The sequence below is a fragment of the Streptomyces sp. SID12488 genome (assembly GCF_010548275.1).
Lineage (GTDB): Bacteria > Actinomycetota > Actinomycetes > Streptomycetales > Streptomycetaceae > Streptomyces.
In genome coordinates this window covers 113955-138813 of the sequence record NZ_JAAGLT010000009.1, presented here as the reverse complement: position 1 = coordinate 138813, position 24859 = coordinate 113955, and the positions used below count along the sequence as shown (strand labels likewise).

15 protein-coding genes, 1 tRNA gene and 2 pseudogenes are annotated in these 24859 nt (G+C 69.9%); 10 read left to right on the top strand and 8 right to left on the bottom strand.

Annotated features, from left to right (window positions below; translation table 11 throughout):
* Positions 1-105: 105 nt before the first annotated feature.
* From G3I56_RS16855 to G3I56_RS16840, 4 genes and pseudogenes are all read right to left on the bottom strand, one after another.
* A complete protein-coding gene (locus tag G3I56_RS16855) occupies positions 106-1089 on the bottom strand; it encodes a ribose-phosphate diphosphokinase (protein ID WP_164409793.1) in 984 nt (327 codons plus the stop codon).
* Between the two features lie 116 nt (positions 1090-1205).
* Positions 1206-2654, bottom strand: a complete 1449-nt coding sequence (glmU, locus tag G3I56_RS16850) for a bifunctional UDP-N-acetylglucosamine diphosphorylase/glucosamine-1-phosphate N-acetyltransferase GlmU (RefSeq protein WP_164409792.1) — start codon at positions 2652-2654, stop codon at positions 1206-1208.
* Positions 2655-2767: 113 nt separating this feature from the next.
* Positions 2768-2840: transfer RNA gene (locus G3I56_RS16845), tRNA-Gln, on the bottom strand.
* Positions 2841-2848: 8 nt separating this feature from the next.
* Positions 2849-3715: pseudogene (locus G3I56_RS16840) on the bottom strand (hypothetical protein).
* Positions 3716-3893: 178 nt separating this feature from the next.
* On the opposite strand from G3I56_RS16840, the gene G3I56_RS16835 reads away from it, so the two are divergent.
* Positions 3894-5213, top strand: coding sequence for a histidine kinase (locus tag G3I56_RS16835; RefSeq protein WP_164409791.1), 1320 nt, complete (start codon positions 3894-3896; stop codon positions 5211-5213).
* A gap of 38 nt (positions 5214-5251) precedes the next feature.
* On the opposite strand, the gene G3I56_RS16830 is transcribed toward G3I56_RS16835, so the two are convergent.
* Complete coding sequence (locus tag G3I56_RS16830; RefSeq protein ID WP_164409905.1) at positions 5252-5746, bottom strand: SUKH-3 domain-containing protein; 495 nt, start codon at positions 5744-5746, stop codon at positions 5252-5254.
* A gap of 90 nt (positions 5747-5836) precedes the next feature.
* A complete protein-coding gene (locus G3I56_RS16825) occupies positions 5837-6445 on the bottom strand; it encodes a YwqJ-related putative deaminase (protein WP_164409790.1) in 609 nt (202 codons plus the stop codon).
* Between the two features lie 341 nt (positions 6446-6786).
* Between G3I56_RS16825 and G3I56_RS16820 the strand changes: the two genes are divergently transcribed.
* From G3I56_RS16820 to G3I56_RS16810, 3 genes are all read left to right on the top strand, one after another.
* Positions 6787-7812, top strand: coding sequence for an SMI1/KNR4 family protein (locus G3I56_RS16820; RefSeq protein ID WP_164409789.1), 1026 nt, complete (start codon positions 6787-6789; stop codon positions 7810-7812).
* A gap of 7 nt (positions 7813-7819) precedes the next feature.
* Positions 7820-10909 carry an SUKH-4 family immunity protein gene (locus G3I56_RS16815; protein WP_164409788.1) on the top strand — a complete coding sequence of 1030 codons (3090 nt, stop codon included), beginning with the start codon at positions 7820-7822 and terminating at the stop codon, positions 10907-10909.
* A gap of 173 nt (positions 10910-11082) precedes the next feature.
* Positions 11083-11982, top strand: coding sequence for a cellulose-binding protein (locus G3I56_RS16810; RefSeq protein WP_164409787.1), 900 nt, complete (start codon positions 11083-11085; stop codon positions 11980-11982).
* 28 nt (positions 11983-12010) lie between these two features.
* Here the strand turns inward: G3I56_RS16810 and G3I56_RS16805 are convergent.
* Positions 12011-13552 (bottom strand): annotated as a pseudogene (locus G3I56_RS16805) (MFS transporter).
* A gap of 409 nt (positions 13553-13961) precedes the next feature.
* Between G3I56_RS16805 and G3I56_RS16800 the strand changes: the two are divergent.
* From G3I56_RS16800 to mfd, 4 genes are all read left to right on the top strand, one after another.
* Complete coding sequence (locus tag G3I56_RS16800) at positions 13962-14750, top strand: ABC transporter ATP-binding protein (protein ID WP_164409786.1); 789 nt, start codon at positions 13962-13964, stop codon at positions 14748-14750.
* Positions 14747-17317: an FtsX-like permease family protein gene (locus G3I56_RS16795; RefSeq protein ID WP_164409785.1), complete on the top strand. Its 2571-nt coding sequence runs from the start codon at positions 14747-14749 to the stop codon at positions 17315-17317. Before G3I56_RS16800 ends, G3I56_RS16795 begins: the two co-directional genes overlap by 4 nt.
* Before the next feature lie 765 nt (positions 17318-18082).
* Positions 18083-18589, top strand: a complete 507-nt coding sequence (locus G3I56_RS16790) for a hypothetical protein (RefSeq protein ID WP_164409784.1) — start codon at positions 18083-18085, stop codon at positions 18587-18589.
* A gap of 371 nt (positions 18590-18960) precedes the next feature.
* Positions 18961-22491, top strand: a complete 3531-nt coding sequence (gene mfd, locus G3I56_RS16785; RefSeq protein ID WP_164409783.1) for a transcription-repair coupling factor — start codon at positions 18961-18963, stop codon at positions 22489-22491.
* A 124-nt stretch (positions 22492-22615) separates the two neighbouring features.
* Here the strand turns inward: mfd and G3I56_RS16780 are convergent, their stop codons facing one another.
* Complete coding sequence (locus G3I56_RS16780) at positions 22616-22804, bottom strand: Rv0909 family putative TA system antitoxin (RefSeq protein WP_164409782.1); 189 nt, start codon at positions 22802-22804, stop codon at positions 22616-22618.
* Positions 22805-23003: 199 nt separating this feature from the next.
* Between G3I56_RS16780 and G3I56_RS16775 the strand changes: the two genes are divergently transcribed.
* A complete protein-coding gene (locus G3I56_RS16775) occupies positions 23004-23750 on the top strand; it encodes an HNH endonuclease family protein (RefSeq protein WP_164409781.1) in 747 nt (248 codons plus the stop codon).
* Between the two features lie 306 nt (positions 23751-24056).
* On the top strand, positions 24057-24815 hold the full coding sequence (locus G3I56_RS16770; protein WP_164409780.1) for a GNAT family N-acetyltransferase: 759 nt from the start codon (positions 24057-24059) through the stop codon (positions 24813-24815).
* Positions 24816-24859 lie beyond the last annotated feature (44 nt).

Genomic DNA, 24859 nt, shown 5'->3' with positions numbered 1-24859 from the left:
GAGGCCGCAGAAAAATTGATCATGCAGAAGCGATTCAGCAGATCCGGCGGACAAGAAACCCGCAGGTAGAAGAGCTGATGGGACGAGTCTGTTCGAAAGTGTTCGTCAGTGCTCGTCGAACAGGCTCGTCACGGAACCGTCCTCGAACACCTCACGCACCGCACTCGCGATCGTCGGCGCGATCGAAAGTACCGTGATCTTGTCCAGGTCGGCACTCAGCTCACCCGGCGTCGGCAGCGTGTTCGTGAACACGAACTCACTCACCCGAGAGTTCTTCAGCCGGTCCGCCGCCGGACCCGACAGCACACCGTGCGTAGCCGTCACGATGACGTCCTCCGCACCGTGCGCGAACAGCGCGTCCGCCGCCGCCACGATCGTCCCACCGGTGTCGATCATGTCGTCGACGAGAACACACACACGACCCTTGACCTCACCCACGACCTCGTGGACGGTCACCTGGTTCGCCACATCCTTGTCACGCCGCTTGTGCACGATCGCCAGCGGCGCACCCAGCCGGTCGCACCAGCGGTCGGCGACCCGCACCCGGCCCGCGTCCGGCGAGACGACCGTCAGCTTGCCCTTGTCCACCTTGTCGCCCACGTAGTCCGCGAGCAGCGGCAGCGCGAAGAGATGATCGACCGGACCGTCGAAGAAGCCCTGGATCTGGTCCGTGTGCAGATCCACGGTCAGAATGCGGTCCGCACCCGCCGTCGCCATCAGATCCGCGACCAGACGCGCCGAGATCGGTTCACGTCCACGGTGCTTCTTGTCCTGCCGCGCGTAACCGTAGAACGGCACGATCACGGTGATGGAGCGGGCCGACGCACGCTTCAGCGCGTCGATCATGATCAACTGCTCCATGATCCACTGGTTGATCGGAGCCGTGTGGCTCTGGATCACAAAGCAGTCCGCGCCACGCGCCGACTCCTCGTAACGGACGTAGATCTCGCCGTTCGCGAAGTCGAAGGCCTTCGTCGGCACAACCCCGACCCCCAACTGCTGGGCGACCTCCTGGGCAAGCTCGGGGTGGGCGCGGCCGGAGAAGAACATCATCTTCTTCTTCTCGCCGGTCGTCTTGGTCCCGGTCACAGCACTGTCTCCTCGGAGGTTTCTCAGCCGTGATCAGCCCTGGGAGGCCTGCTCAGCTGGGGGTGTGCGGGTGTGCATCTATCACGGTAGCCCGAGTCGGACCGGACTGTTTCCGGTCAGCTTTCGCCGCCCGCCTCCCGGGCAGCCGCCTCGGCCGCCCTCGCCGCCGCACTACCCGGACGCTTACGAGCCACCCAGCCCTCGATATTCCGCTGCTGGCCACGGGCCACGGCCAGTGAACCGGGCGGCACATCCTTCGTGATCACCGAGCCGGCCGCGGTGTAAGCACCGTCCCCGACCGTGACAGGCGCCACAAACATGTTGTCCGAACCCGTCTTGCAGTGCGACCCGACGACGGTGTGATGCTTGTCCTGCCCGTCGTAGTTCACGAACACACTCGCCGCACCGATGTTCGTGTACTCACCGATCGTCGCGTCCCCGACATACGACAGATGCGGCACCTTCGTCCCGTCACCGATCGACGTGTTCTTGGTCTCGACATACGTACCGATCTTCGACTTCACCCCGAGGCGGGTCCCCGGCCGCAGATAGGCGTACGGCCCCACGAGCGCCTGCGCCCCCACCACGGCACCGTCGGCCACGGTGTTGTCCAGCCGCGCACCGGCCCCCACCCGGGTGTCCTTGAGCCGGGAGTTGGGCCCGACCTCGGCACCCTCCGCGAGATGCGTCGCGCCCTGGAGCTGCGTGTTCGGGTGGACGATCGCGTCCTGCTCGAACGTGACCGTCACGTCGACCCACGTACTGGCCGGATCGATCACACTCACCCCGGCGAGCATGGCCTCGGTCAGCAGCCGCTCGTTCAGGATCCGACGCGCCTCGGCCAACTGCACACGGTTGTTGATCCCGGCGATCTCCCGGTGATCGGCGGCCACGGACGCCCCCACCCGGTGCCCGGCCTCACGCAGGATCCCGAGCACGTCGGTGAGGTACTCCTCGCCCTGACTGTTGTCCGTCCGCACCTTCCCCAGCGCGTCGGCCAGGAGTTGCCCGTCAAAGGCGAAGACACCGGAGTTGATCTCACGGATCGCCCGCTGCGAGTCGGTCGCGTCCTTGTGCTCGACGATGGCGGTGACCGCCCCGGAGGCCCCGTCCCGCACGATCCGCCCGTACCCGGTCGCGTCCGGCACCTCGGCGGTCAGGACGGTCACGGCGTTGCCGTCGGCGGCGTGCGTGGCGGCGAGGGTGCGGAGGGTGTCCCCGGTGAGGAGCGGGGTGTCGCCGCAGACGACGACAACGGTCCCGTCGACGGTGCCGCCCAACTCCTCGAGTCCCATGCGTACGGCGTGACCGGTGCCGTTCTGCTGTGCCTGGAAGGCGGTACGGACACCGGCGTCGGCCTCCGTCAGGTGGGCGGTGACCTTCTCACGGGCGTGGCCCACGACGACGACCAGGTTCTCGGGGTCCAACTCGCCTGCGGCGGCGAGCACATGACCCACCAGGGAACGGCCACAGAGCTCGTGCAGGACCTTGGGTGTGGCCGACTTCATACGGGTGCCCTCACCCGCTGCGAGTACGACTACGGCGGCGGGGCGATTGGCGCTCACGGGTGGTGCCCTTCGGCTGCGGAGGGGGTGGGGGACATCCGCAGGATACCGGGGCGTTTCGTGGGGGACATGGGTAAGGGCCCTGACTGGACTGTCAGGACCCGATTTTGCAGCTCCGCCGCTAGGACTCGAACCTAGACCGAACATCTCCAAAGGATGCCGTGCTGCCGATTACACTACGGCGGATCGCTGCATCAGACCTTACCGGAGCTTGTCGGGCTGCCAAGAGCGATTCCGCTCCACCAGCCCTCGATGCGACGGTACAAGTCTGCGCTCTGCCGGACTTTGATCACGAGGCAGCCCCGGTAGGAGTCGCCGACGTTCTTGCGGACCGTCTTGGGATTGTGCTTCTTGAGAGTCGTCTTGTTGAAGGCTGAGTGGTTGGCTCCAACGAGGTCCGCCCAATACTGCTCGGCACCTGCCACGTCGGCGTTTTCGTGGATCATCACGTAGTAGCGAACGCGCTCGCGTTCCACTCCGAGCAGATCCAGCCAGCGCAGGAAGACCTTGATCATTCCCGGATCGCTGTTGACGAAGGCGACGTTCTCCCGGCGTGCGTATGGCTTGTCCTTGCTGCCCTCGGCCCAGTACAGGCCCACGCCTACCAGGAACAGCTCCCGCTCGGTCAAGGCGCCTACTTCCGCAGCCGCTTTCTCCTTGGTGGCTTGGCGCTCTCGGTCCTGTGCGGCGCGCAGATGCGCGAGCCCCTCATTCATGAGTGCCCGCTGCTCCTCGGGGCTGTAGCGCGGTTCGGGCTTCGGCAAGTCTCGTACCCACAGTGAGATCGAGCTCTTCGAACACCCCAGCTCCATCTGGATCCGGTCGTACGTCCAGCCCTGGAGTCGGAGTTCCCTCGCCCGGTGCCGCAGGTCGTCCTTCGCGTTCGGGCGCTTCGTTCATTCCGGGGGCGGCTCGCCCTCCAGGAGGCGGTTGAGGATGTCGTTGTTGTGGACGAGGAGCTGGTCGCGGATCTGGCGGCGGCTCAAGCCCTCCCGCCGCAACGCCAGCGCCCGCTCCCGCAGTGCCTCGAAATCCGCGTACTTGCCACATGCATGTTCCATGGGCAAAGCCTCGGGGCGGAATCATCGCTTCCGGGGTCGAACGGTGCGCGATTCAGCAGTTCGAGGGATTCTGGTGGGTTTCGCTTCTGTTCGATTGTGGTCACGGCAGCCCGTGTGGTGTAGGCCGGTCGTCGAAACTCGCCGGAAAAGCGGGGGGTGGCGCCCGTAGGCTGGGCCCATGACCACTACGGGGGTAGACCACGCCGGGGCCCTGACCGGGCCGTTGTGGTGGGCCCGGTGGCGCAGTGCGGCGTTTGACGTGGGTCTCGCGGTGCTGTCCGCCGGGGAGTGTGCGGCGGAGGGGGTCCGGTTCGCCAGGGACTCGGGGATCCCGTTGGCGGCGGGGGTCGTGTTCGGGCTTGTCGCCGGGTCCGTGTTGGTGTTGCGGCGGCGGTGGCCGATCGCCGTCGTACTGGTGTCCATCGCTGTCGCGCCGGCCCAGATGGGCTATCTGATGGGCATCGTCGGGCTGTACACGCTCGCCGCCTCCGAGCTGCCCCGGCGGATCATCGGGGCGTTGGCCGGGATGGCGATGGTGGGGACGCTCATCGTGACGTTCGTGCGGTCGCATCAGCACATGGCGGACGGGAGCCTGAAGATCGGGGACTGGCTGGTTCCTGTCGTCGCCATCACCACGTCGCTCGGGGTCACCGCGCCGCCGTTGCTTCTCGGGCTGTATGTGGGTGCTCGGCGGCGGCTGATGGAGAGTCTCCGGGAGCGGGCCGACAGTCTGGAGCGGGAGCTTCAGTTGCTGGCCGAGCGGGCCGAGGAGCGGGCGGAGTGGGCGCGGAACGAGGAGCGGACGCGTATCGCCCGCGAGATGCATGATGTCGTGGCGCACCGGGTGAGTTTGATGGTCGTGCATGCCGCGGCGCTGCAGGCGGTTGCGCGCAAGGATCCCGAGAAGGCTGTGCGGAATGCCGCGCTGGTGGGGGACATGGGGCGGCAGGCGTTGACCGAGCTGCGGGAGATGCTCGGGGTGTTGCGGTCCGGGGACGGGCTGGAGCGGCGGGTGCAGAGTGTGCCGTTGGCGGCGGTGGGTGTGGCCGCGGCGGTGGCTGCCTCTCGTGCTGCTCAGCGCGAGGGTGGTGATGGTGCTGGGGACGGGCCTTGTCTGGCTGAGCTGGAGGAGCTGATCGGGCAGTCGGCGGCGGCGGGGATGGTCGTGGCCCTGTCGGTCGAGGGGGATGTGCGGTTGTACGGCGCATTGGTGGAGCAGACCGCGTACCGGGTGGTGCAGGAGGCGTTGACGAACGTCCACAAGCATGCGGCGGGTGCGAAGACGCACGTGCGGCTGGCTCATCGGGGTGACGAGATCGCGATGCAGGTGGAGAACGAGCCGCCGCCCGAGCCGTCGTCTGCCTCTTCGGTGCGGTTTCCGTCCGGTGGCAATGGTCTGCTCGGGATGAAGGAGCGGGTTGCCGCGCTGGGCGGGGTGTTCGTGTCCGGGCCGACGGAGGCCGGGGGGTTCCGGGTGTCGGCGGTCATTCCGGTCTAGGGCCCGGTCCGGCCCGGCGTGTCCTGGTACTTGGGGGACTAGGGGGCTGTCAGGCGTATGGGTTCCAGGCCGGTGACGAGGGTGGCGAGGGCCTGGTCGACGTCGGCGCCGAGGTACCAGTCGCCGGTGTGGTCGAGGGCGTAGACGCGGCCCTCTGTGTCGATGGCCAGCAGGGACTGGGTCTCGGGTTCCTCGCCGAGGGGGCAGACCTCGGTGTCGAGGGCGCGGCCGAGGTCCGCGAGGGTGCGGGCCATGTGGAGGCCGTGCAGGGGGTCGAGGTGCAGGGCGGTGGGGGCGACCTGGCGGCCGGTGCCGGGGGGTGTGATGTGCAGGCCGCCGAATTCCGCCCAGGCTTCCACGGCGGCCGGGAAGACCGCGTGGCGGTGTCCGGCGGGGGAGATGTGGCCGCGCAGGGCGTCGGCCCAGATCTCGGCCTGTTTTATGTCCCAGCGGCCGGGCTGCCAGCCGGCGGCGCGCAGTGCGGCGTCGACGGCCACGGGGAAGCGGGTGGTGGAGGTGCGGTCGGTGTGCATCTGCCCTTCGATCGTCGAGGTCATGGACCGGCGCGAGCGTGTGCCTGGTGCGGCGCCGTCTTGCGGTGGTGCCTGGGGTGAGTGGGGGCGTCAGTCGGTGGGGGCCGACGAGTCGACTATGCGGACGCCGAAGTGGGCGCTGAGCGCTGTGCAGGAGCGGCAGGGTGCGGCGAAGCCGCCGTGGAGGGGGTCGCCGTCCTCGCGGATGTGGCGGGTGGTGAGTTTGGCTTGTTTGAGTGTCCTGCGGGCTTCGCCGTTGGTCATGGGTTTGCGGGCGGCGCGTCGGCTGCGGGCCTCGTCGGCGACGCTGATGTGCCGGGATATGAGGAGTGCCTCGGCGCAGCGGCCGGTGGACCGGTCGCGCTGGGTGCTGGCGAGGGTGTCCAGGAAGTCCTGGACGAGTGGGTGCAGGGCGGGTGGCTGGTCGCCGCGTGCGGCTGTGCCGGTGAGGGTCGCGCCGCGTACGGAGAGGGCGGCGGCGACGGTTGGCAGTATGCCGTCGCGGCGGTGGCGGAGGGTGGGGACGCGGGGCGTCTCGTTGGCGCTCCAGCCGACTCGTGGGTCGCCGCCGGGTCTGCCGGGCGTACCGGCTGTTCCGGGCGTCGGTGTGCGCGCGGAGCTGTCCGTCGGCCGTCCTGTCGGCTGTCCCGCCGGCCTACCTGTAGGTGTCCCCGTCTGTGTCGCGTTCATGATCGTCATCCCCTCGGTGCCTCCCCCGTGCATCCCCTCGGCGGACACAGAGTGCCAAATGGCGTGGCTGGTGCGGTAGCTGGGGCGGTGTGACACGCCCGGGCTTCGCCTCACCGTCACGGCAGGGTGACGGCAGGTCACGGAAGCGGGGGGCCGGTGGCCGGTGCCGGTGACCGGTGTCGGCGTACCGCATAGGCTGTCGGGCAGCCGCGATCCGCAGCGCCGTCCGGGTTGCTGTCCGCACTGATGTGCTGACAGGTGGACGGGGTGATGTGTCGTGACGTGATGTGACAGACGTACTGGTCGTACTGATGTACAGGCCTTACAGGACGCCGCAGGGGGCAACCGCCATGACGACAGGTCGGCTCGGGCAGCGAGCCGTGCCGCCGAACGCGGCCTATGCCGGGCAGGTCGTGCACTTCCCGGATCCGGTACGGGCCACTCGGCATCCGAGAGGGGTGCGGATCGACGAACACGGCTATCCGGACTTCTCGCTCTACGCGCGTGCGGTGGCGGAGATCGCCGAGCCGCCCGAGGGCTTCGGTGTCGACGAGCTTCGGCTGACGGACTACGTGTCGGCGAACGCGGCGCTCGCCGCGTCCGGGCACGAGCTGTGGGACACGATTCCGTCGGTGGCGACCCCGCACGGCTGGACCTGGCACCACGTACCGGGCGGGCGGCGGCTCGAGCTCGTCCCGGTCGAGGTGAAGGCGCTGCTGCGGCATCACGGCGGGATCGCGACGTCGGCCGTCGACCAGCACAAGCGCGGTACGCGCCCCCTGCAGGAGACGCGGCCCGCGCACTTCGCGCTGCCGAGGTCGGCGGTGGCGGTGACCGAGTTGCAGGTGCAGGGCGTCGAGGAGGACCTCGGTTACCGGCTGCCGGGGGCGTACCGGTCGTTCCTGAAGGCGGCGGGCGGGTGCGCGCCGGTGGGCACCGCGCTCGACGCCGAGCTGGGGCTGCTGCTGGACCAGCCGTTCTTCACGGTGCGGGACGAGGCGGCGGTGAACGACCTCGTGTACGTCAACAAGTGTCTGCGGGATCACTTGACGAAGGACTTCCTGTGCGTCGGTTTCGTGCAGGGCGGTCTGCTGGCCGTGAAGGTGAAGGGTGAGCGGCTCGGTTCGGTGTGGTTCAGCGCGTACGACGACGCGCGGGACGTCGATCCGGCCTGGCCCCCGGCCGACCGGGTGCAGCGGCTGCTGCTGCCGTGCGGTGACGACTTCGACCAGTTCCTGTCCCGGCTCGCGGGCAATCCGCCGGAGCTGGAGACGGTGGCGAACCTGATGGTGGACGGCGGCTTCGCGCGTGCGGTGCCGGTGTCTGCGGCGTCCGGGGCGTCTTCGGCGTCATCGGTGTCTTCGGTGGGGGAGTGACTGACCGATGGTGACCTTCGCGCAGGCGCAGGAGCGCGCCGAGGAATGGGTCAACGGGGACGTGCCCTCGTACCAGCACCGGGAGGTGCGGGTGCGGGAGTTCGAGCTCGGGTTCGTGGTCTGGGCGGAGGACCGCGCGGAGGGTCCGCGTTCGGACGGCGGCGCGCAGCGGCTGGTCCTGGCCCGGGACAGCGGCGAGGCCACCCTGTGGCCCGCCCTGCCGGTCGGCGAGGTGATCCGCCGGTACGAGGAGCAGTACGGCCGTGCGGCCTCCGTCGAGGACGCGGTACCGGCGCCTCCGGCGCGGGTCGACCTGAACCAGACGTCGTTCCTGCTGACTCCGCCGGAGTGGTTGCAGGAGGCGGCGGACAAGCTGGGGATTCCTGACCGGCGGGCGGGTGCGGGTGCCTCCGGCGGTGGGGTGGGCCCGGCTTCCGCGGCCTCTTCGGGCGGCGGGCCGGTGGACTCGGTGCCGCCGGGGGCCACGCCCTGGACCGGGACCGACACGACCAGTGTGGACGCGGGCGAGGACCGTTCCGTGCCGCTGCCGGCGACCGTGTTCGCGCCGCCGCTGGGCGACGACGACCGCGATGACGTCCCGCGTCCCCGGGATGCCTTCAACGGCGGTCCGGGGGCTCAGGGTTACGGGTATCCGCAGGAGGCGGGCGAACCCTCGTACGGTTACCCGCAGGGTGCGCCCGGTGTGTCCGGCCCGCCGGGGCGTGCGCTCGCGTCCAACGCCGGCGAGATCGCCGACGCGGCGACCAGCAAGGCGCCGCCGCCGCGCGGTGCCCGGGGCGCGAGCGCCCCGCCTCCACCAGGTGCGCCGGGAACTCCGGGCGCACGTCCGGGAGTTGGGTCGCCGCCCCCTCCGCCGCCGGGGCCTGGTCCCGCGGGCGGATATGTGCCCACGCAGTTCGTGTCGGCGCTCGGGGCTGATGGAGTTGACGGGGCTGCGGGCTCTGGTGCCGCTGCCGGTGGGTCTGGCGGCGCGTATCCGGTTGGCGGTCCGCGTCCGCCCGGTGGTCCGAATCGGCCGGGTGCGCCGAGTGCTCCGGGTGTCCCGGGGGTTCCGAATCCGCCTGGTGCTCCCAACTCGCCTGCGGGGGCGCCTTCTGGGGGCGTTCATCAGGCCGCGACGATGTTCTCCGGGCCAGGCGGGCCCGACGCGCCTCAGCCCCCGGCGGCTCCCGGGGTTCCGGGTGCGGGCCAGGGGCCGGGTGGGTCCGGTCGGCTTGGCGTGTCCGGTGCCCCTCAGCCTCCCGGCGCGCCGAATCCGCCTGGCGCTCCCTTGCCTCCGGGTCCGCCTGGCGTTCCGGGTGCCCCTGGCGGGCCGAACCGGCCCGGCGTTCCCCACTCGCCCGGGGGTACCCCTCCGGGCGGTGTCCACCAGGCCGCGACCGTGTTCGCCGACCCTCATCAGGGCGGTGCCCCCAACGTGCCTCGGCCGCCGGGTGCCCCGGGTGCTCCGCAGCCTCCGGGTGCCCCTGGCGGGCCCGGTGCGCATGGCGTGCCCGGTGGGCCAGGCGTACCGTCGGCTCCCGGTGCTCCCGGTGCTCCCGGTGCTCCCGGTGCTCCCGGTGCTCCCGGTGCTCCCGGTGCTCCCAGTGTCCCTGGGGCCCCTGGTGCTGTGCACCGCGCCGAGACCGTGCTGGCCGGTCCTCCGGTCGGCGGTCCCGGCATGCCTCCGCCGCCGCCCCCCGTACCGGGCGCTCCTCGCACCCCGGGAGCCCCGGGATTTCCCGGTGCTCCGGGTAATGCTGGTGGCCCTGGCTCGCAAGGTGCCCATGGTGCTCCCGGTGCCGCTGGCGCTGGGGCTCCCGGATTCCCCGGTGCCCCGGGTGCTCACGGCGGCCCTGGCGCCCCGGGTACGCCCGTCAGCGCCCCCCAGTCCTCCATGCCCCCCGGCGCGATGCTCCCGCCCCCCGGCGGTCGGCCGGTCCCCGGCATGCCCGCGCCGGCTGGTCCGCCCGCTCCCGGTCTGGCGGCCCCCGGTCTGGCGGGGCACGCCCAGTCGGCGCACGGCCAATCAGCGCACGCCCCCGGGTTTCCGCCTCCGCCCGCTCCCAACCTCTCCGCGCCACCGCCTCCGCCCCCCTCCTACGGCTATCCCCCGCCCGGCCAGCCCACCGTCGGGCCCGGCTATCAGGCCGTTCTTCGCTACCGGGCGCCCGACGGGTCCGAGCAGCAGGTGATCCGGCGGTCCGCGCCGGGGACGCCGCATCCGGAGTGGCAGATCTTCCATGAGCTGCGGGCGATGAACATCCCGCCGGACCAGGTCCTCGAACTCCACACCGAGTTGGAGAGCTGTGAACTGCCGGGTGCCTACTGCGCCCGCATGATTCGCGAGCAGTGGCCGAACGCCCGGATCACCAGCATCGCGCCGTACGGCACCGATCACGCGAGCCGCCAGCAGGGCATGGCTCAACTCCTCGCGCATCAGGGTGAGTTGCACCAGGTGGCGGATGGTCCGGCGCGCCCGGGGCCGGTTCGTACGCCGCTGCCTCCCGTGCAGACCGCCCCGCCGATCCCCCCGGAGGGGGTCGCGCAGGAGATGGCCGCCGCGTTCGGGCCCGGGGTGTTCCGGTTCGACCAGGCGGCGGTGTCGCGGCAGGGGGTGCCGCCGATCGTGGCGCACACCCTGGTCGTGGCCGGGCTGCCCGCCGACATGGGGCCGTTCTTCTGGGCGCAGGCCCAGCCGGGGCGGCCGGTGCCGACACTCGCCGAGCTGGCGCAGGAGCGCGGGGTGCGGCCGGCGGCGGACGCCGGGTCGTACCTCGTGATGGGCAGCGACTTCGGCAAGGCGATCTGCGTGCAGTACGGGACGGCGAACATCGTCGCGGTGCCCGTGGAGGCGGGGCCGGGCGGAGCACCCGTACCGCCGCAGTTCGTGAACACGGGGCTGCCCGAGTTCGCGCGGTGTCTCGCGCTGCTCGGCCGTATGTGGCGGCTGCGGTACGGCCTCAACCAGGAGCAGGCGGGCCGCTGGACGGTCGACTTCCAGGCCCAGCTCGCCTCCCTCGACCCGGCGGCGCTCGGCTCGCCGGAGAGCTGGTGGTCGGTGCTGCTGGAGGAGATGTGGGACGGGTTGCTGTGACCCGCTGAGCGCACGCGGAAGGGGGTGGGTGGCCGTACGGCCACCCACCCCCTTCGTCGTACCGAATCCTCGTAGCGGCCGTGACCCGGCCCGGAGTGTCGCGTTAGGCACATTTCACCCCAATCCATCAAGATGTGCGCGAAATCATTACTTCGTACGCGGAGAGGGGTTGCATGATGAGCAGCGCAGCGACGTCGCACGGTTTCGTGGCCGGTTTCGGGGCCGGACGGGGGCGCGGTTACCGGCCCGACCAGGTCGACGCTTACGCAGCCGCGCTCTCCGCGGAACGGGACTCCGCCTGGGAGCGGGCCGCGCGGCTGACCGTGCTCGCCAGGGACATGGAGGCGGAGTCGGTGCGGCTGCGCGAGTCGGTCGCGCGGCTCGCCCCGCAGACGTACGAGAGTCTTGGTGAACGCGCCCGGCGGCTCTGGGAGTTGGGCGTCGAGGAGGCCGGCGCCGTGCGGGAGCGGGGGCGGAGCGAGGTACGGCAGCTGATCGCGGCTGCCGAGGCCCGCGCGGACGCCCTGCGGGAGGCGGCGGAGGTCGCCGCCGAGACCGTACTGGGTGAGGCCGAGGAGCGTGCCCGGCACCGGCTGCTGGCCGCCCGCGCCGAGGCCGACGAGATCCGGATCGGCGCCCGGCGGGAGGTCAAGGAGGGGCGGGGAGAGGCGCTGGCCGCGCTGCGCGAGATGCGGCTGCGGACCTCCGGGCTGCTCGCCGAGCAGGAGAAGGAGTACGCCGAGCGGTGGGCAGAGCAGGAACGGCTTGCCGCCGAGCGCGAAGTCGCCCTGGAGGCAGCGCACATGGATCGTGTGACGGCTGCCGAGGCCGCGCTGTCCGAGGCGAAGCGGGTCTTCGCGGAGGCCGAGGAGTCGGTCCGGCGGAGTGATGACGCCGCCCGTGTCCGCGCCGCCGAGCTCCTCACCGAGGCCCGCGCCCAGGAGGAGCGCATCGCCCGCGAGACGGAGCGCGTGCTGCGAGACCACGGGGAGGAGTGGGACGACGTCCAGGCCCACATGGACCACGTACGCAGCAGTCTGACCACTCTGACGGGGCGTGCGGCGGCCGAATGAGCGCCAGGAGTACCGCGAAGTCCGCCCCTTAGGGGCTGTCGAGGACCGGGAAGCGGCGCGGCGCCAGTACCAGCAGGGCCACGAACGCCAGCGCCGCCGCACCCGCCGCCCCGAAGTACACCGCGTGCACCGCCTCCGCGATCGCCCGTCGGGTCGCCTCCGGCGCGGCGCCCGTGCCCAGCGCCCGGGTCACCGAGTCCAGGTCGCTCGCGCCGCCCAGCCGGGACGCGAGTACGCCGTTGGCCACCGCGCCGAACAGGGCGGCGCCGATCGTCTGGCCGGTCTGGCGGCAGAAGAGCACCGACGCCGTCGCCGTGCCGCGTTCCGACCAGCCGACCGTCGACTGGACGCCCACTATCAGGGGGAGTTGGAAGAGGCCCAGGGCGCCGCCGAGCAGCAGCATCAGGAGCGTGGGCTGCCAGGCGGAGCCGGGGTAGGGGAGGAAGGGGAACGCCAGCAGGATCAGGGTCGCCGCGCCGATGCCGAGCATCGCCGTGTTCCGGAAGCCGATCCTGCGGTAGACGTGCTGGCTCAGTGCCGCCGACACCGGCCAGCTCAACGTCCATACGGACAGCACGAATCCGGCGGCGATCGGGGCCAGGCCCAGCACCGACTGGGCGTACGTCGGCAGGAACACCGTCGGGGCCACCATCAGCAGGCCCAGCGCGCCCAGCGCCAGGTTGACCGCCGCGATCGTGGGGCGCCGCCACACCCACCCGGGGATGATCGGCTCCGCCGCCCGGCGTTCGATCACGACCACGAGGAACACCAGCGCAAGTCCCGTACCGAAGAAGGCGGTTGAGGGCCACGACAGCCAGGGCCAGGCCACGCCGCCCTGGACGAGGGCCGTCAGCAGTACGCCGCCGCACGCGAACACCGCCAGGGCGCCCGCCCAGTCGATGCGTGGGCGGGGGCCGGAGGTGTCGCGCTGCGGTTCGTGGAGGTGGCGGGCCAGGAGCCACATCGCCACCGCGCCGACGGGGAGGTTGACGAGGAAGATCCAGCGCCAGCCGGCGTAGGCCGCCAGAACTCCGCCCACGGCGGGGCCCGCCACCGCCGCGGTCGCCCACACCGTCGACAACTTCGCCTGGATCTTGGGGCGTTGTTCGAGTGGGTAGAGGTCGGCGGCCAGTGTCTGGACCGTGCCCTGGAGGGCGCCGCCGCCCAGGCCCTGGATGATCCGGAACGCGATCAGGGCACCCATGTTCCAGGCCAGCGCGCAGAGGAGTTACCCGAGGAGGAACAGGGCCGCGCCCGCGATCAGGACCGGTTTGCGGCCGAAGGTGTCGGAGAGCTTGCCGTACACCGGGAGGGTGACCGTGACGGCCAGCAGATAGCCCGAGAACAGCCAGGAGAAGACGGAGAAGCCGCCGAGATCCCCGACGATCTGCGGTACGGCGGTCGACACGATGGTGGAGTCGAGCGCGGCCAGCGCCATCGCGAGCATGAGCGCGGCGACGACGGGCCCCCGCTTGTCGATTCCGGTGCGCTGCGCCGCGCCGGGTATCGCGGGTATCGCGGGTTCCGTACGGCGGCTGCTGCTGTCCACCGGGTTCCTTTCCCCCTGCATCTATCTGTCGGCGACCACTCTGCCACTTGACCTTCACGCGGCGGGAGGGTGGAGCGTTGCCGGGGCGAGGGTGGAGGCAACCCCGAGACCTACTCCACCGAGGGGTGGACAGCCCCTAGGGGTACCTCCTTACTACGGCTCGGGGAGGGTTCGTACCGACGGAGGACGAGACGGGGTACGGGCGGTCCTTAACCTGGCTTTATGCCGCTGGGGGCGGCGTTCCTGAACTTCGGGGGTGGGGTTTTCCCCCGCAGAAGACTGCGCTGGGCACCAGAGACCCGGACCCCCTCCCACCAGCAGACTCATGGACATACCGCAGGGCAGCGCAGCGCAGAGCAAGGCAATGCAGGGCAACACATCGCCAGGGTGTCAGTGCGCTCTCCGTACTGACCGACTTAGGAGACATACCGTGACATCGGCTGTAACCATCACCAGGCACGGGGGCACTGGAGGGCGTACGGCCGTTGCCGCACGGGCGCGGCAGGTCGTGAAGGCGTACGGGTCCGGTGAGACCCGCGTCGTCGCCCTGGACACCGTGGATGTGGACATCGCGCGGGGACAGTTCACTGCGATCATGGGCCCCTCGGGGTCCGGAAAATCCACCCTCATGCACTGCCTCGCCGGCCTCGACACCGTGACCAGCGGCCAGATCTACCTCGACGACACCGAGATCACCGGGCTCAAGGACAAGAAGCTGACGCAACTGCGCCGGGACCGGATCGGGTTCATCTTCCAGGCGTTCAACCTGTTGCCGACGCTCAGCGCGCTGGAGAACATCACGCTTCCCATGGACATCGCGGGCCGCAAGCCGGACAAGGGCTGGCTGGCACAGGTCGTCGAGACCGTCGGGTTGGCGGACCGACTCAAGCACCGGCCCAACCAGCTCTCCGGTGGTCAGCAGCAGCGCGTCGCCGTGGCGCGGGCGTTGGCGGCACGGCCCGAGATCATCTTCGGTGACGAGCCGACCGGGAACCTCGACTCCCGTGCGGGCGCAGAGGTGTTGGGCTTCCTCCGGCGGTCCGTCGACGAGCTGGGGCAGACCATCGTCATGGTCACGCACGACCCGGTCGCCGCCTCGTACGCCGACCGGGTGCTGTACCTGGCCGACGGGCGGATCGTCGACGAGATGTTCCGGCCGACCGCCGACAGCGTTCTCGACCGTATGAAGGACTTCGACGCGCGGGGGCGTACGTCATGACTGTGCTCAAGACCTCGATGCGCAACTTCTTCGCGCACAAGGGCCGGATGGCCCTGTCGGCGGTGGCCGTGCTGCTGTCGGTGGCGTTCGTGTGCGGGACCCTCGTCTTCACCGACACCATGAACACGACGTTCGACAAGCTCTTCTCGGTCACCTCCCCCGACGTCACGGTGTCGCCGAAGGCGGCCAAGAACGACGACACCCCGCAGAACGGGGTGCCGGAGTCGCTGCCGGCCTCCGTGCTGGCGAAGGCGCAGCAGGCTCAGGGCGTCAAGTCGGTTGAGGGCGCGGTCAGTTCGATGAACGTGACCGTCGTCAACAGCGAGAACGAGAACATGGGGTCCAGCACCGGGGCGCCGACCTTCGCGGGCAACTGGACGCGCAACGACCTGCGTTCGATGGAGATCACCGGCGGTCACGCACCACGCGGGCCCACCGAGGTGATGGTCGACGCCGACACCGCCGACAAGCACCACCTGAAAATGGGTGACGAGCTCCGTACCATCACGCAGACCGGTGACATCACCGCGCGGATCGTCGGCATCGCCACCTTCAAGGTGACCAACCCCGGTGCGGCCATCGTCTACTTCGACACCGCCACCGCACAGCGTGAACTCATCGGTGCCACCGGCCGGTTCACCCAGCTCAACATCACGGCCGTCGGCGGGGTCACCGACGCGCAGCTCAAGCAGAACGTCACCCGGGCTCTCACGGCCGCCGGCACGTTCAAGGTGCAGACGCAGAAGGAGTTCGCGGACGAGAGCCGTGAGGGCGTCGGCGAGTTCATGAACGTCATCAAGTACGCCATGCTCGGCTTCGCCGGGATCGCGTTCCTGGTCGGCATCTTCCTGATCATCAACACCTTCTCGATGCTGGTCGCCCAGCGGACCCGCGAGATCGGCCTGATGCGGGCGATCGGCTCCTCCCGCAAGCAGGTCAACCGGTCCGTGCTCGTCGAGGCGCTGCTGCTCGGCTTCGTCGGATCGATTCTCGGTGTCGGCGCGGGGGTCGGCATCGCGATCGGCCTGATGAAACTGATGTCGATGGCCGGCATGAACCTCTCCACCGACGATCTCACCGTCAAGGCGACCACCCCGGTGATCGGTCTGGTCCTCGGCGTCGTCGTCACCGTCGTCGCCGCCTACTTCCCCGCCCGCCGTGCCGGCAAGGTCTCCCCGATGGCCGCACTCCGCGACGCCGGCACCCCGGCCGACGGCAGGGCGGGCCTCGTACGGGGCCTCATCGGCCTCGTCCTGACCGGCGGCGGCGGCTACGCCCTCTACCTGGCCGCCACCGCCGACAAGGCGAGCGACGGTTCACTGGTCCTCGGCGCGGGCGTCGTACTCACGCTCCTCGGGTTCGTCATCATCGGCCCGCTCCTCGCGGGCGCCGTCGTACGGATGCTCAGCGCCGTACTGCTGCGAGGCTTCGGCCCCGTCGGCCGGCTCGCCGAGCGCAACGCCCTGCGCAACCCGCGCCGGACCGGTGCCACCGGCGCCGCCCTGATGATCGGCCTGGCCCTGGTCGCCTGCCTCTCGGTGGTGGGCTCGTCGATGGTCGCCTCGGCGACGAGCGAGCTGGACGCATCGGTCGGCGCGGACTTCATCGTCCAGGGCAACCAGCGGATCGTGCCGCAGGCGGAACAGGCGATGCAGCGCACGCCCGGCCTGACCCACGTCACCCGCTACAAGGAGGTCGAGGTCACCCTGACCCCGCCCGACGGCAGGGCCGAGAAGACCCAGCTGACGGCCGCCGACCCGACGTACGCCTCCGACCTGCGCCGCACCACGATCTCGGGCACGCTGAGTGCCGCGTACGGCAAGGACGCCATGTCGCTCGGCTCCGCCTACGCCAAGGACCACGGGGTGAAGGTCGGCGAGACGATGACCGTCGCCTTCAAGGGCGGCTCGACGGCGAAGCTCAGGGTCGCCGCGATCACGGACGACGACGTGGCCATCGACAAGGGCTCGCAGTACCTGTCCATCGCGACGATGGAGAAGTACCTGCCGGCCGACAAGGTCCCGCCGAACAGCCTGATGTTCGCCTCGGCGAAGAAGGGCCAGGAGAAGGCGGCCTACGCGGCGCTGAAGAAGGCCTTCGACCCCTACCCGCAGTACCAGGTCCGCGACCAGACCGACTACAAGCAGGAACTCAAGGACCAGATCGGCCAGCTCCTGAACATGGTCTACGGTCTGCTCGCCCTGGCGATCGTGGTAGCGGTCCTGGGTGTGGTCAACACGCTGGCCCTGTCGGTGGTGGAGCGGACGCGGGAGATCGGCCTGATGCGGGCGATCGGTATGTCGCGGCGCCAGCTGCGCCGGATGATCCGCATGGAGTCGGTGGTGATCGCCCTCTTCGGCGCACTGCTGGGCCTCGGCCTGGGAATGGGCTGGGGCGCGACGGCCCAGCGACTGCTGGCCCTGGAGGGCCTGAAGGTCCTGGAAATCCCGTGGGTGACGATCGGCGGGGTGTTCGTCGGGTCGGCCTTCGTGGGCCTGATCGCGGCACTGGTGCCGGCGTTCAGGGCGGGGCGGATGAACGTGCTGAACGCTATCGCTACTGACTAGGGGGCCACGGGGAACGGGGGTACGGGGGAGCCCGGCGCCGGGGAGTCTGCGGACTCCTTGGCGCCGGGCTTTGTGCCGGGGGTGTTCAGTGGTCCGTTCATTACGCGGTATCTGTTCCGGGTGGCTTTCGTCCCGTCCGCCATCGACCCCGGCGAAGCCGAGCGGACGAGGCCCTCGGCGTCCGAGACTCTTTGACGTGCTCGCGTCTTACTTGAGCCAAGTCGCCGACGAGAGCGGGCTTGTAGGCATACCTCGGGAGGGTGAAAACGGGCCCGGAGGGCACCACACAGTACTGAAGTGCGTACTCTGTGTTATTGGGTGAGTCAATGCGACTCCCCATGCGTACTACGCGGCACACTGGGGGATTTGTGGGGGGAGGGCGCAAGCCGCCATATGAGATACCCGACGAGGCCACACTCACGCAGTATGGAGAGACTCCGCCGATCGGCGAGGGTTTCCGGTCAAAGCTCCGTCCGGACATCGGTGAGACAGAGATGTCCTTCATTTTCGGCGAAGTGAGTGCTGAGCAGGCGTCCCTGCTGGTCACCAAGATGGTGCAACCATGCGCGGATCGTCGACTGACCACCGCTGGAGAGTTACGCGCACGTAACTTCCGGGTCGTACATTCGGCTACTCGGGGAAACCCTCTACATGTGAGCGTCTTCCCACCAGAGGTCGCCCCAGGGGAGCCGGCGGAGTGGGGTGACGCTATGGCCGAACTGTTCGACGGATGTTTCACTGAAGAGGACAAAGCTGGAGGTGACTGTGGTGGATGAAGCCTTGATGCCTACTCTGGGCAACCTAGCCTGGGCCCCGCATGCTGCCATCGAGCGAGTCGAGATCCTGGACAGGTTCAACGGTGTGCCGACGCTGGGTGTGCTCAAGAGTCCAGATGCGAACCACATCTTCTGGCGAGCCCTGGGCTATGTACCGGAGCGGTTTTCGATCTGGATCTACGCACCGATCGACGAGCGGGAAGCGGATCACATCGACGACTGCGAGCCCCTGGATCTCCTTCAGGGCCCTCTGTTCAAGGCTCGCAAGGACCGGTACGTGACGGTGGGGATGGCAGAGAACAATCGCTTGTTCTTCGAGCGTGAGTGGCTGATCCCTGCTGGATGCGATCAAGAGACTCTTCGCGAAGAAATGCTGAAGTTCTTGCTGGAGGCCTTTCTGATCGCCCTGGAGCAGGACCTCCCGCCCGGGCGTCGTGAGATCGTCAACCGGGCATCGCAGGTAGTGCGAGAACTCACCACGGCCGGTTGCCGCTGACGGACGGCTCTGCCGTCTAGGCGAGGACCGGCCTTGTAGCGTCGGCCAGGTACCGCCGAGGCATTGAGGGCTCACCTTCGGGTGAGCCCTGTTTTTTTGCCTGCGGTACAGCAGTGATGTGCAGCAACCACCGAGACCACAGTCGACTGAGCGGGAATCGGCGCAGCGGTGGGGGCGGGTGGCAGGTGGGCGGGAAACAGGGCTGCGAGGTCCGGACCGTTTCAGGGGGTCGGTGCGGCGCACGTTGTCCACAGGCGCCGCGCCCGTCCGCGCGGCGTCGTACCCTGGACACCCCCCGGCCCGTCACACGTGTCGGGCGGCTCGCGTTGCCCACCCCTCACGTCCTTCACGCTCCTCACGAAAGCCCCCTCATGAGCCTGCACGGTCTGCTCGACGTCGTAGTCAAGGACGCCGCCCTCGCGGAAGCGGTCAAGGCCGCCGGCGACGGCAACCGTATGCACGTCGATCTGGTCGGACCACCCGCCGCCCGCCCCTTCGCCGTGGCCGCGCTGGCCCGCGAGTCCGGGCGCCCGGTGCTGGCCGTGACCGCGACCGGACGTGAGGCCGAGGATCTCGCCGCCGCCCTCAGATCGCTGCTGCCGCCCGACACGGTCGCCGAGTACCCGGCCTGGGAGACCCTCCCGCACGAGCGGTTGTCCCCCCGCAGCGACACCGTGGGCCGCCGCCTCGCCGTACTGCGCCGCCTGACGCACCCCCGCCCCGACGACCCGGAGACCGGGCCGGTGTCGGTCGTCGTGGCCCCCGTGCGCTCCGTACTCCAGCCGCAGGTCAAGGGGCTCGGCGAGCTGGAGCCGGTCGCCCTGCGCACCGGTCGGACGGCCGACCTGGGCACGGTCGTCGAGGCGCTGGCCGCCGCCGCGTACTCGCGCGTCGAGCTGGTCGAGAAGCGGGGCGAGTTCGCCGTACGCGGAGGCATCCTCGACGTGTTCCCGCCCACCGAGGAGCACCCCCTCCGGGTGGAGTTCTGGGGCGACGACATCGAGGAGATCCGCTACTTCAAGGTCGCCGACCAGCGCTCCCTCGAAGTCGCCGCGCACGGACTGTGGGCGCCGCCCTGCCGCGAGCTGCTGCTCACCGACCAGGTGCGGGAGCGGGCCGCCGCGCTCGCCGAGGCACATCCTGAGCTGGGGGAACTGCTCGGCAAGATCGCCGAGGGGATCGCGGTGGAGGGCATGGAGTCCCTCGCTCCCGTACTCGTCGACGACATGGAGCTGCTGCTCGACGTCCTGCCCAAGGGGTCCATGGCCGTCGTGTGCGACCCGGAGCGGGTACGGACACGGGCCGCCGACCTGGTGGCGACCAGCCAGGAGTTCCTGCAGGCATCCTGGGCGGCCACCGCGGGCGGCGGCGAGGCGCCCATCGACGTCGGCGCTGCCTCCCTGTGGTCCATCGCCGACGTCCGGGACCGGGCACGCGAGCTGGACATGATGTGGTGGTCGGTGTCGCCCTTCGCCGCCGACGAGGAACTGGACTCGGACACGCTCAAGCTGGGCATGCACGCGCCCGAGACCTACCGCGGCGACACCGCGAAGGCGCTCGCCGACACCAAGGGCTGGCTCGCGGACGGCTGGCGCACGGTGTTCGTCACGGAGGCGCACGGCCCGGCCGCCCGTACGGTCGAGGTGCTCGGCGGGGAAGGCATCGCGGCCCGCCTGGAGGCGGATCTGACCTCGCTGACGCCCTCCGTCGTGCAGGTGGCGTGCGGCTCGATCGACTTCGGGTTCGTCGACACGAAGCTGAAGCTCGCCGTGCTGACCGAGACCGACCTCACCGGGCAGAAGGCCGCCGGCAAGGACGGCGCCCGTATGCCCGCCCGGCGCCGCAAGACCATCGACCCGCTGACCCTCGAAACCGGCGACTACATCGTGCACGAGCAGCACGGCGTGGGCCGGTACGTCGAGATGGTCCAGCGGACCGTGCAGGGCGCGACCCGCGAGTACCTCGTGGTCGAGTACGCGCCCGCCAAGCGCGGCCAGCCCGGCGACCGCCTCTACATCCCCACCGACCAGCTCGAACAGATCACCAAGTACGTCGGCGGTGAGTCACCCACCCTCCACCGGCTCGGCGGCGCCGACTGGACGAAGACCAAGGCGCGTGCCAAGAAGGCCGTCAAGGAGATCGCCGCCGACCTCATCAAGCTGTACAGCGCGCGTATGGCAGCCCCCGGGCACGCCTTCGGGCCCGACACGCCCTGGCAGCGCGAGCTGGAGGACGCCTTCCCCTACGTGGAGACGCCCGACCAGCTGACCACGATCGCCGAGGTCAAGGACGACATGGAGAAGACGGTCCCGATGGACCGCCTGATCTGCGGCGACGTCGGCTACGGCAAGACGGAGATCGCCGTCCGCGCCGCCTTCAAGGCCGTCCAGGACGGTAAGCAGGTCGCCGTCCTCGTCCCCACCACTCTCCTCGTGCAGCAGCACTTCGGCACCTTCGGTGAGCGCTACTCCCAATTCCCGGTCAACGTACGGGCGTTGAGCCGCTTCCAGACGGAGACCGAGGCGAAGGCCACCCTGGAGGGCCTGCGGGAAGGGTCGGTCGACGTCGTCATCGGCACGCACCGGCTGTTCTCCGCCGAGACCAAGTTCAAGGACCTCGGACTTGTCATCGTCGACGAGGAACAGCGGTTCGGCGTCGAGCACAAGGAGCAGCTGAAGAAGCTGCGCGCCAACGTCGACGTGCTGACCATGTCCGCGACGCCCATCCCCCGTACGCTCGAAATGGCGGTCACCGGCATCCGCGAGATGTCGACGATCACCACCCCGCCGGAGGAACGCCACCCGGTGCTGACCTTCGTCGGCCCGTACGAGGAGAAGCAGATCGGCGCCGCGATCCGCCGCGAACTCCTGCGCGAGGGCCAGGTCTTCTACATCCACAACCGCGTCGAGTCCATCGACCGGGCGGCGGCCCGGCTGCGGGAGATCGTCCCCGAGGCGCGGATCGCGACGGCCCACGGCCAGATGTCCGAGCAGGCGCTGGAGCAGGTCGTCGTCGACTTCTGGGAGAAGCGGTTCGACGTCCTCGTGTCGACGACGATCGTCGAGTCCGGCATCGACATCTCCAACGCCAACACCCTCATCGTGGAGCGCGGAGACAACTTCGGCCTCTCCCAACTCCACCAGCTGCGGGGGCGAGTTGGCCGTGGCCGGGAGCGCGGTTACGCGTACTTCCTCTATCCGCCGGAGAAGCCCCTGACCGAGACCGCCCACGAGCGGCTCGCGACCATCGCCCAGCACACCGAGATGGGCGCGGGCATGTACGTCGCCATGAAGGACCTCGAAATCCGCGGCGCCGGAAACCTCCTCGGCGGCGAACAGTCCGGCCACATCGCGGGAGTCGGCTTCGACCTCTACGTACGGATGGTCGGCGAGGCCGTCGCGGACTACCGGGCCTCACTGGAGGGCGGGGTGGAGGAGGAGCCGCCGCTGGAGGTCAAGATCGAGCTCCCGGTCGACGCCCACGTCCCGCACGACTACGCACCCGGCGAGCGCCTGCGCCTCGCGGCCTACCGCGCCATCGCCGCCGCGAACACCGAGGCCGACATCAAGGCCGTACGGGAGGAACTCGTCGACCGCTACGGCAAGTTGCCCGAGCCGGTCGAGAACCTGCTGCTGGTGGCGGGGCTGCGGATGCTCGCGCGGGCCTGCGGGGTCGGTGACATCGTGCTCCAGGGTGCCAACATCCGCTTCACGCCGGTGGAGTTGAGGGAGTCCCAGGAGCTGCGGCTCAAGCGCCTCTACCCGGGCACGGTCATCAAACCGACCGCACACCAGATCCTCGTACCGCGTCCCAAGACGGCGAGGGTGGGCGGAAAGCCGTTGGTCGGGCGGGAGTTGCTCGGCTGGACCGGGGAGTTCCTGACTTCGATCCTTGGGTCGTGAGCGCGTAGGCAGTGACAACGCGGAGCAAGTGACAAGAGGAAGCCGCCCATGGCCCGTTGGGGGTCGAGGGCGGCTTCTCTTTCTTGTCTCAGGTTCTTGTCTCAGGCTTCAGAGACCTCCGGGGCTACGGCTGTTCGGGCCTGTCGCGATCACGGGCCATGCCCATCGAGCCCTCGATCCGCTGCTGCGCGTCGTCGACCTGGCTCGTGTACTTGTCGCCCGTCTTCTCGTTGACCTTCTTCTCCGCGGTGTCGGAGACCTTCTGTCCCGTCTTGCCGCGCATCTGGTCCTTGAACTTGTCGAGGATGCCCATCCAGAGCTCCTTCCGGAGGTGAGTCAGCAACGACGATACGCCCGGTATGCGAAATACGCCCCTTGAGCGCCGGTGGGCGCCCCTGCAGATGGGGAGGGGGCGGCAGATAGCCTGGCGAACGGCGGAATATCGCGGGTGGGTGCGGGAACTGGCAGTAGCGGGCGGGGACGTGAACGGGGCAGTTGGGGAGGGACATAACGTGGTGTGTCTTAGGGGTGGGGGCGTCGTCGCCGCCGTACTCGTGGTGGCGTTCGGCGTCGGTGGGTGCAAGGGCGACACCCTGGGGTCGGCCGGGCCCGAGGAGAGCGCGAGCGGCGCGGCAGGCGCGGGAGGCGGTGGCGGGGGTGCGGCGCTCGCGGCTGTCGACTCCCTGACCGTGAAGGGGCGGGCGCCCAAGACGGGATACGCCCGGGACCGGTTCGGCACCGCGTGGGCGGACACCGACTCCAACAAGTGCGACACCCGCGACGACATCCTCAAGCGGGACCTGGTCGACGTGAAGTTCCGCAGCGGCGGTTGCAAGGTGTCGGCGGGGAAACTGGATCCGGACCCCTACAGCGGCAAGGACGTGACGTTCGCGCGGGGCCGCAGTGAGGTCGACATAGACCACATCGTCGCGCTCTCGGACGCCTGGCAGAAGGGCGCCAAGTACTGGGACGACAGCAAGCGCATAGCGCTGGCCAACGACCCGCTCAACCTCCGTGCCGTCGACGCGAGCACCAACCGCAGCAAGGGTGACGGCGACACGGCGACCTGGCTGCCGCCGAACAAGGCGTACCGCTGCACGTATGTCGCCAACCAGGTCGCCGTGAAGAAGAAGTACGAACTGTGGGTCACGGAGGCGGAGAAGACCGCGATGAAGAAGGTGTTGTCGGGGTGCGGCGGGGAGAAGCTGCCGGCCGGCGGCAACCCCACGGAGGCGCCCGCGCGGTTCCACGCGAGTTGAGTGGGGCGGGGGCGGGATGAACCGGGGTTGGTGTGATGAACCGGTGTTGGTGTGGGCGTCTGCTGGGGGCTGCCGCCCCCAGGCCCCCGCTCCGGCCCTGAACGGGCCTTGTCCTCAATCGCCGGACGGGCTGGATGGTGCCGGCCAGGGCTGAAATGTGCCCGCCGGGGCTGAAGAGGCGCCGCTTCGGGCTGAATGGTGCCGCTCCGGCCTGGATGGCGGCGCCGAGGCCGGATGGTTGCGCCCGAGGCCGGATGTGCCGTCCGGGGCTGGGGTGTGGCGCGTGGTCCGGCTACCGTTTCGCCCATGGAGCTGAAGGTCTCGTCCCTTGCCGAGCGCCCCGAGATGTATCGCCAGGTCGTCGAAATGCCGGACACCTGGCCCGAGTTGATGCAGCACGACTTCACCGGCAACGCCCACTACGACCGGATCGCCACCGAACTCCCGGAGCACGTCCTGTTCGCCGAGGACGAGCGGGGCGAGGTCGTCGCGCACGCCTACAGCGTGCCCTTCGCGCTCGCCGCCGAGGGGCGAGGCGGCCGGGGCGGGGGCGAACTGCCCGCGCGTGGCTGGGACCAGGTCCTGGTGTGGGCGTTCCAGGACCTGCGCGCCGGTACCCGTCCGGACACGGTGAGCGCAATCTCGATCGTCGTCTCCCCGCACGCACAGGGCACGGGACTGTCCGCACGCATGCTCGCGGCGATGCGGGACAACGCCGCCGCGCACGGCTTCCGCGAGGTCGTCGCTCCGGTCCGGCCCAGCGCCAAGCACCTGGAGCCGCGGACGCCGATCACCGAGTACGCGTACCGGGTGCGCGAGGACGGACTGCCCTACGACCCCTGGCTGCGCGTGCACGCCCGGGCCGGAGCCACGATCGTCGCCGTGGCGCCTGCGTCCATGTGCGTCGCGGCCTCGCTGGAGGAGTGGCGCGCCTGGACGGGCCTGCCCTTCGACAGCGACGGTGAGGTGGAGGTACCCGGGGCGCTGACACCGGTGCGGTGCGACGTGGAACACGGGTACGCGGTCTACGTCGAGCCCAACGTGTGGATGCGGCACACCTTGTGACCGGTGATCCAGCCCTCCGGTGATCCAGCCCTCCGGTGGTCCGG

Coding starts and splice junctions, on each gene's coding strand:
- G3I56_RS16820 (WP_164409789.1), top strand. CDS start 6,787: ATGACGACAGGTCGGCTCGGGCAGCGAGCCGTGCCGCCGAACGCGGCC.
- G3I56_RS16770 (WP_164409780.1), top strand. CDS start 24,057: ATGGAGCTGAAGGTCTCGTCCCTTGCCGAGCGCCCCGAGATGTATCGC.
- G3I56_RS16835 (WP_164409791.1), top strand. CDS start 3,894: ATGACCACTACGGGGGTAGACCACGCCGGGGCCCTGACCGGGCCGTTG.
- G3I56_RS16825 (WP_164409790.1), bottom strand. CDS start 6,445: ATGACGATCATGAACGCGACACAGACGGGGACACCTACAGGTAGGCCG.
- G3I56_RS16815 (WP_164409788.1), top strand. CDS start 7,820: ATGGTGACCTTCGCGCAGGCGCAGGAGCGCGCCGAGGAATGGGTCAAC.
- mfd (WP_164409783.1), top strand. CDS start 18,961: ATGAGCCTGCACGGTCTGCTCGACGTCGTAGTCAAGGACGCCGCCCTC.
- G3I56_RS16830 (WP_164409905.1), bottom strand. CDS start 5,746: ATGCACACCGACCGCACCTCCACCACCCGCTTCCCCGTGGCCGTCGAC.
- G3I56_RS16810 (WP_164409787.1), top strand. CDS start 11,083: ATGATGAGCAGCGCAGCGACGTCGCACGGTTTCGTGGCCGGTTTCGGG.
- G3I56_RS16780 (WP_164409782.1), bottom strand. CDS start 22,804: ATGGGCATCCTCGACAAGTTCAAGGACCAGATGCGCGGCAAGACGGGA.
- G3I56_RS16795 (WP_164409785.1), top strand. CDS start 14,747: ATGACTGTGCTCAAGACCTCGATGCGCAACTTCTTCGCGCACAAGGGC.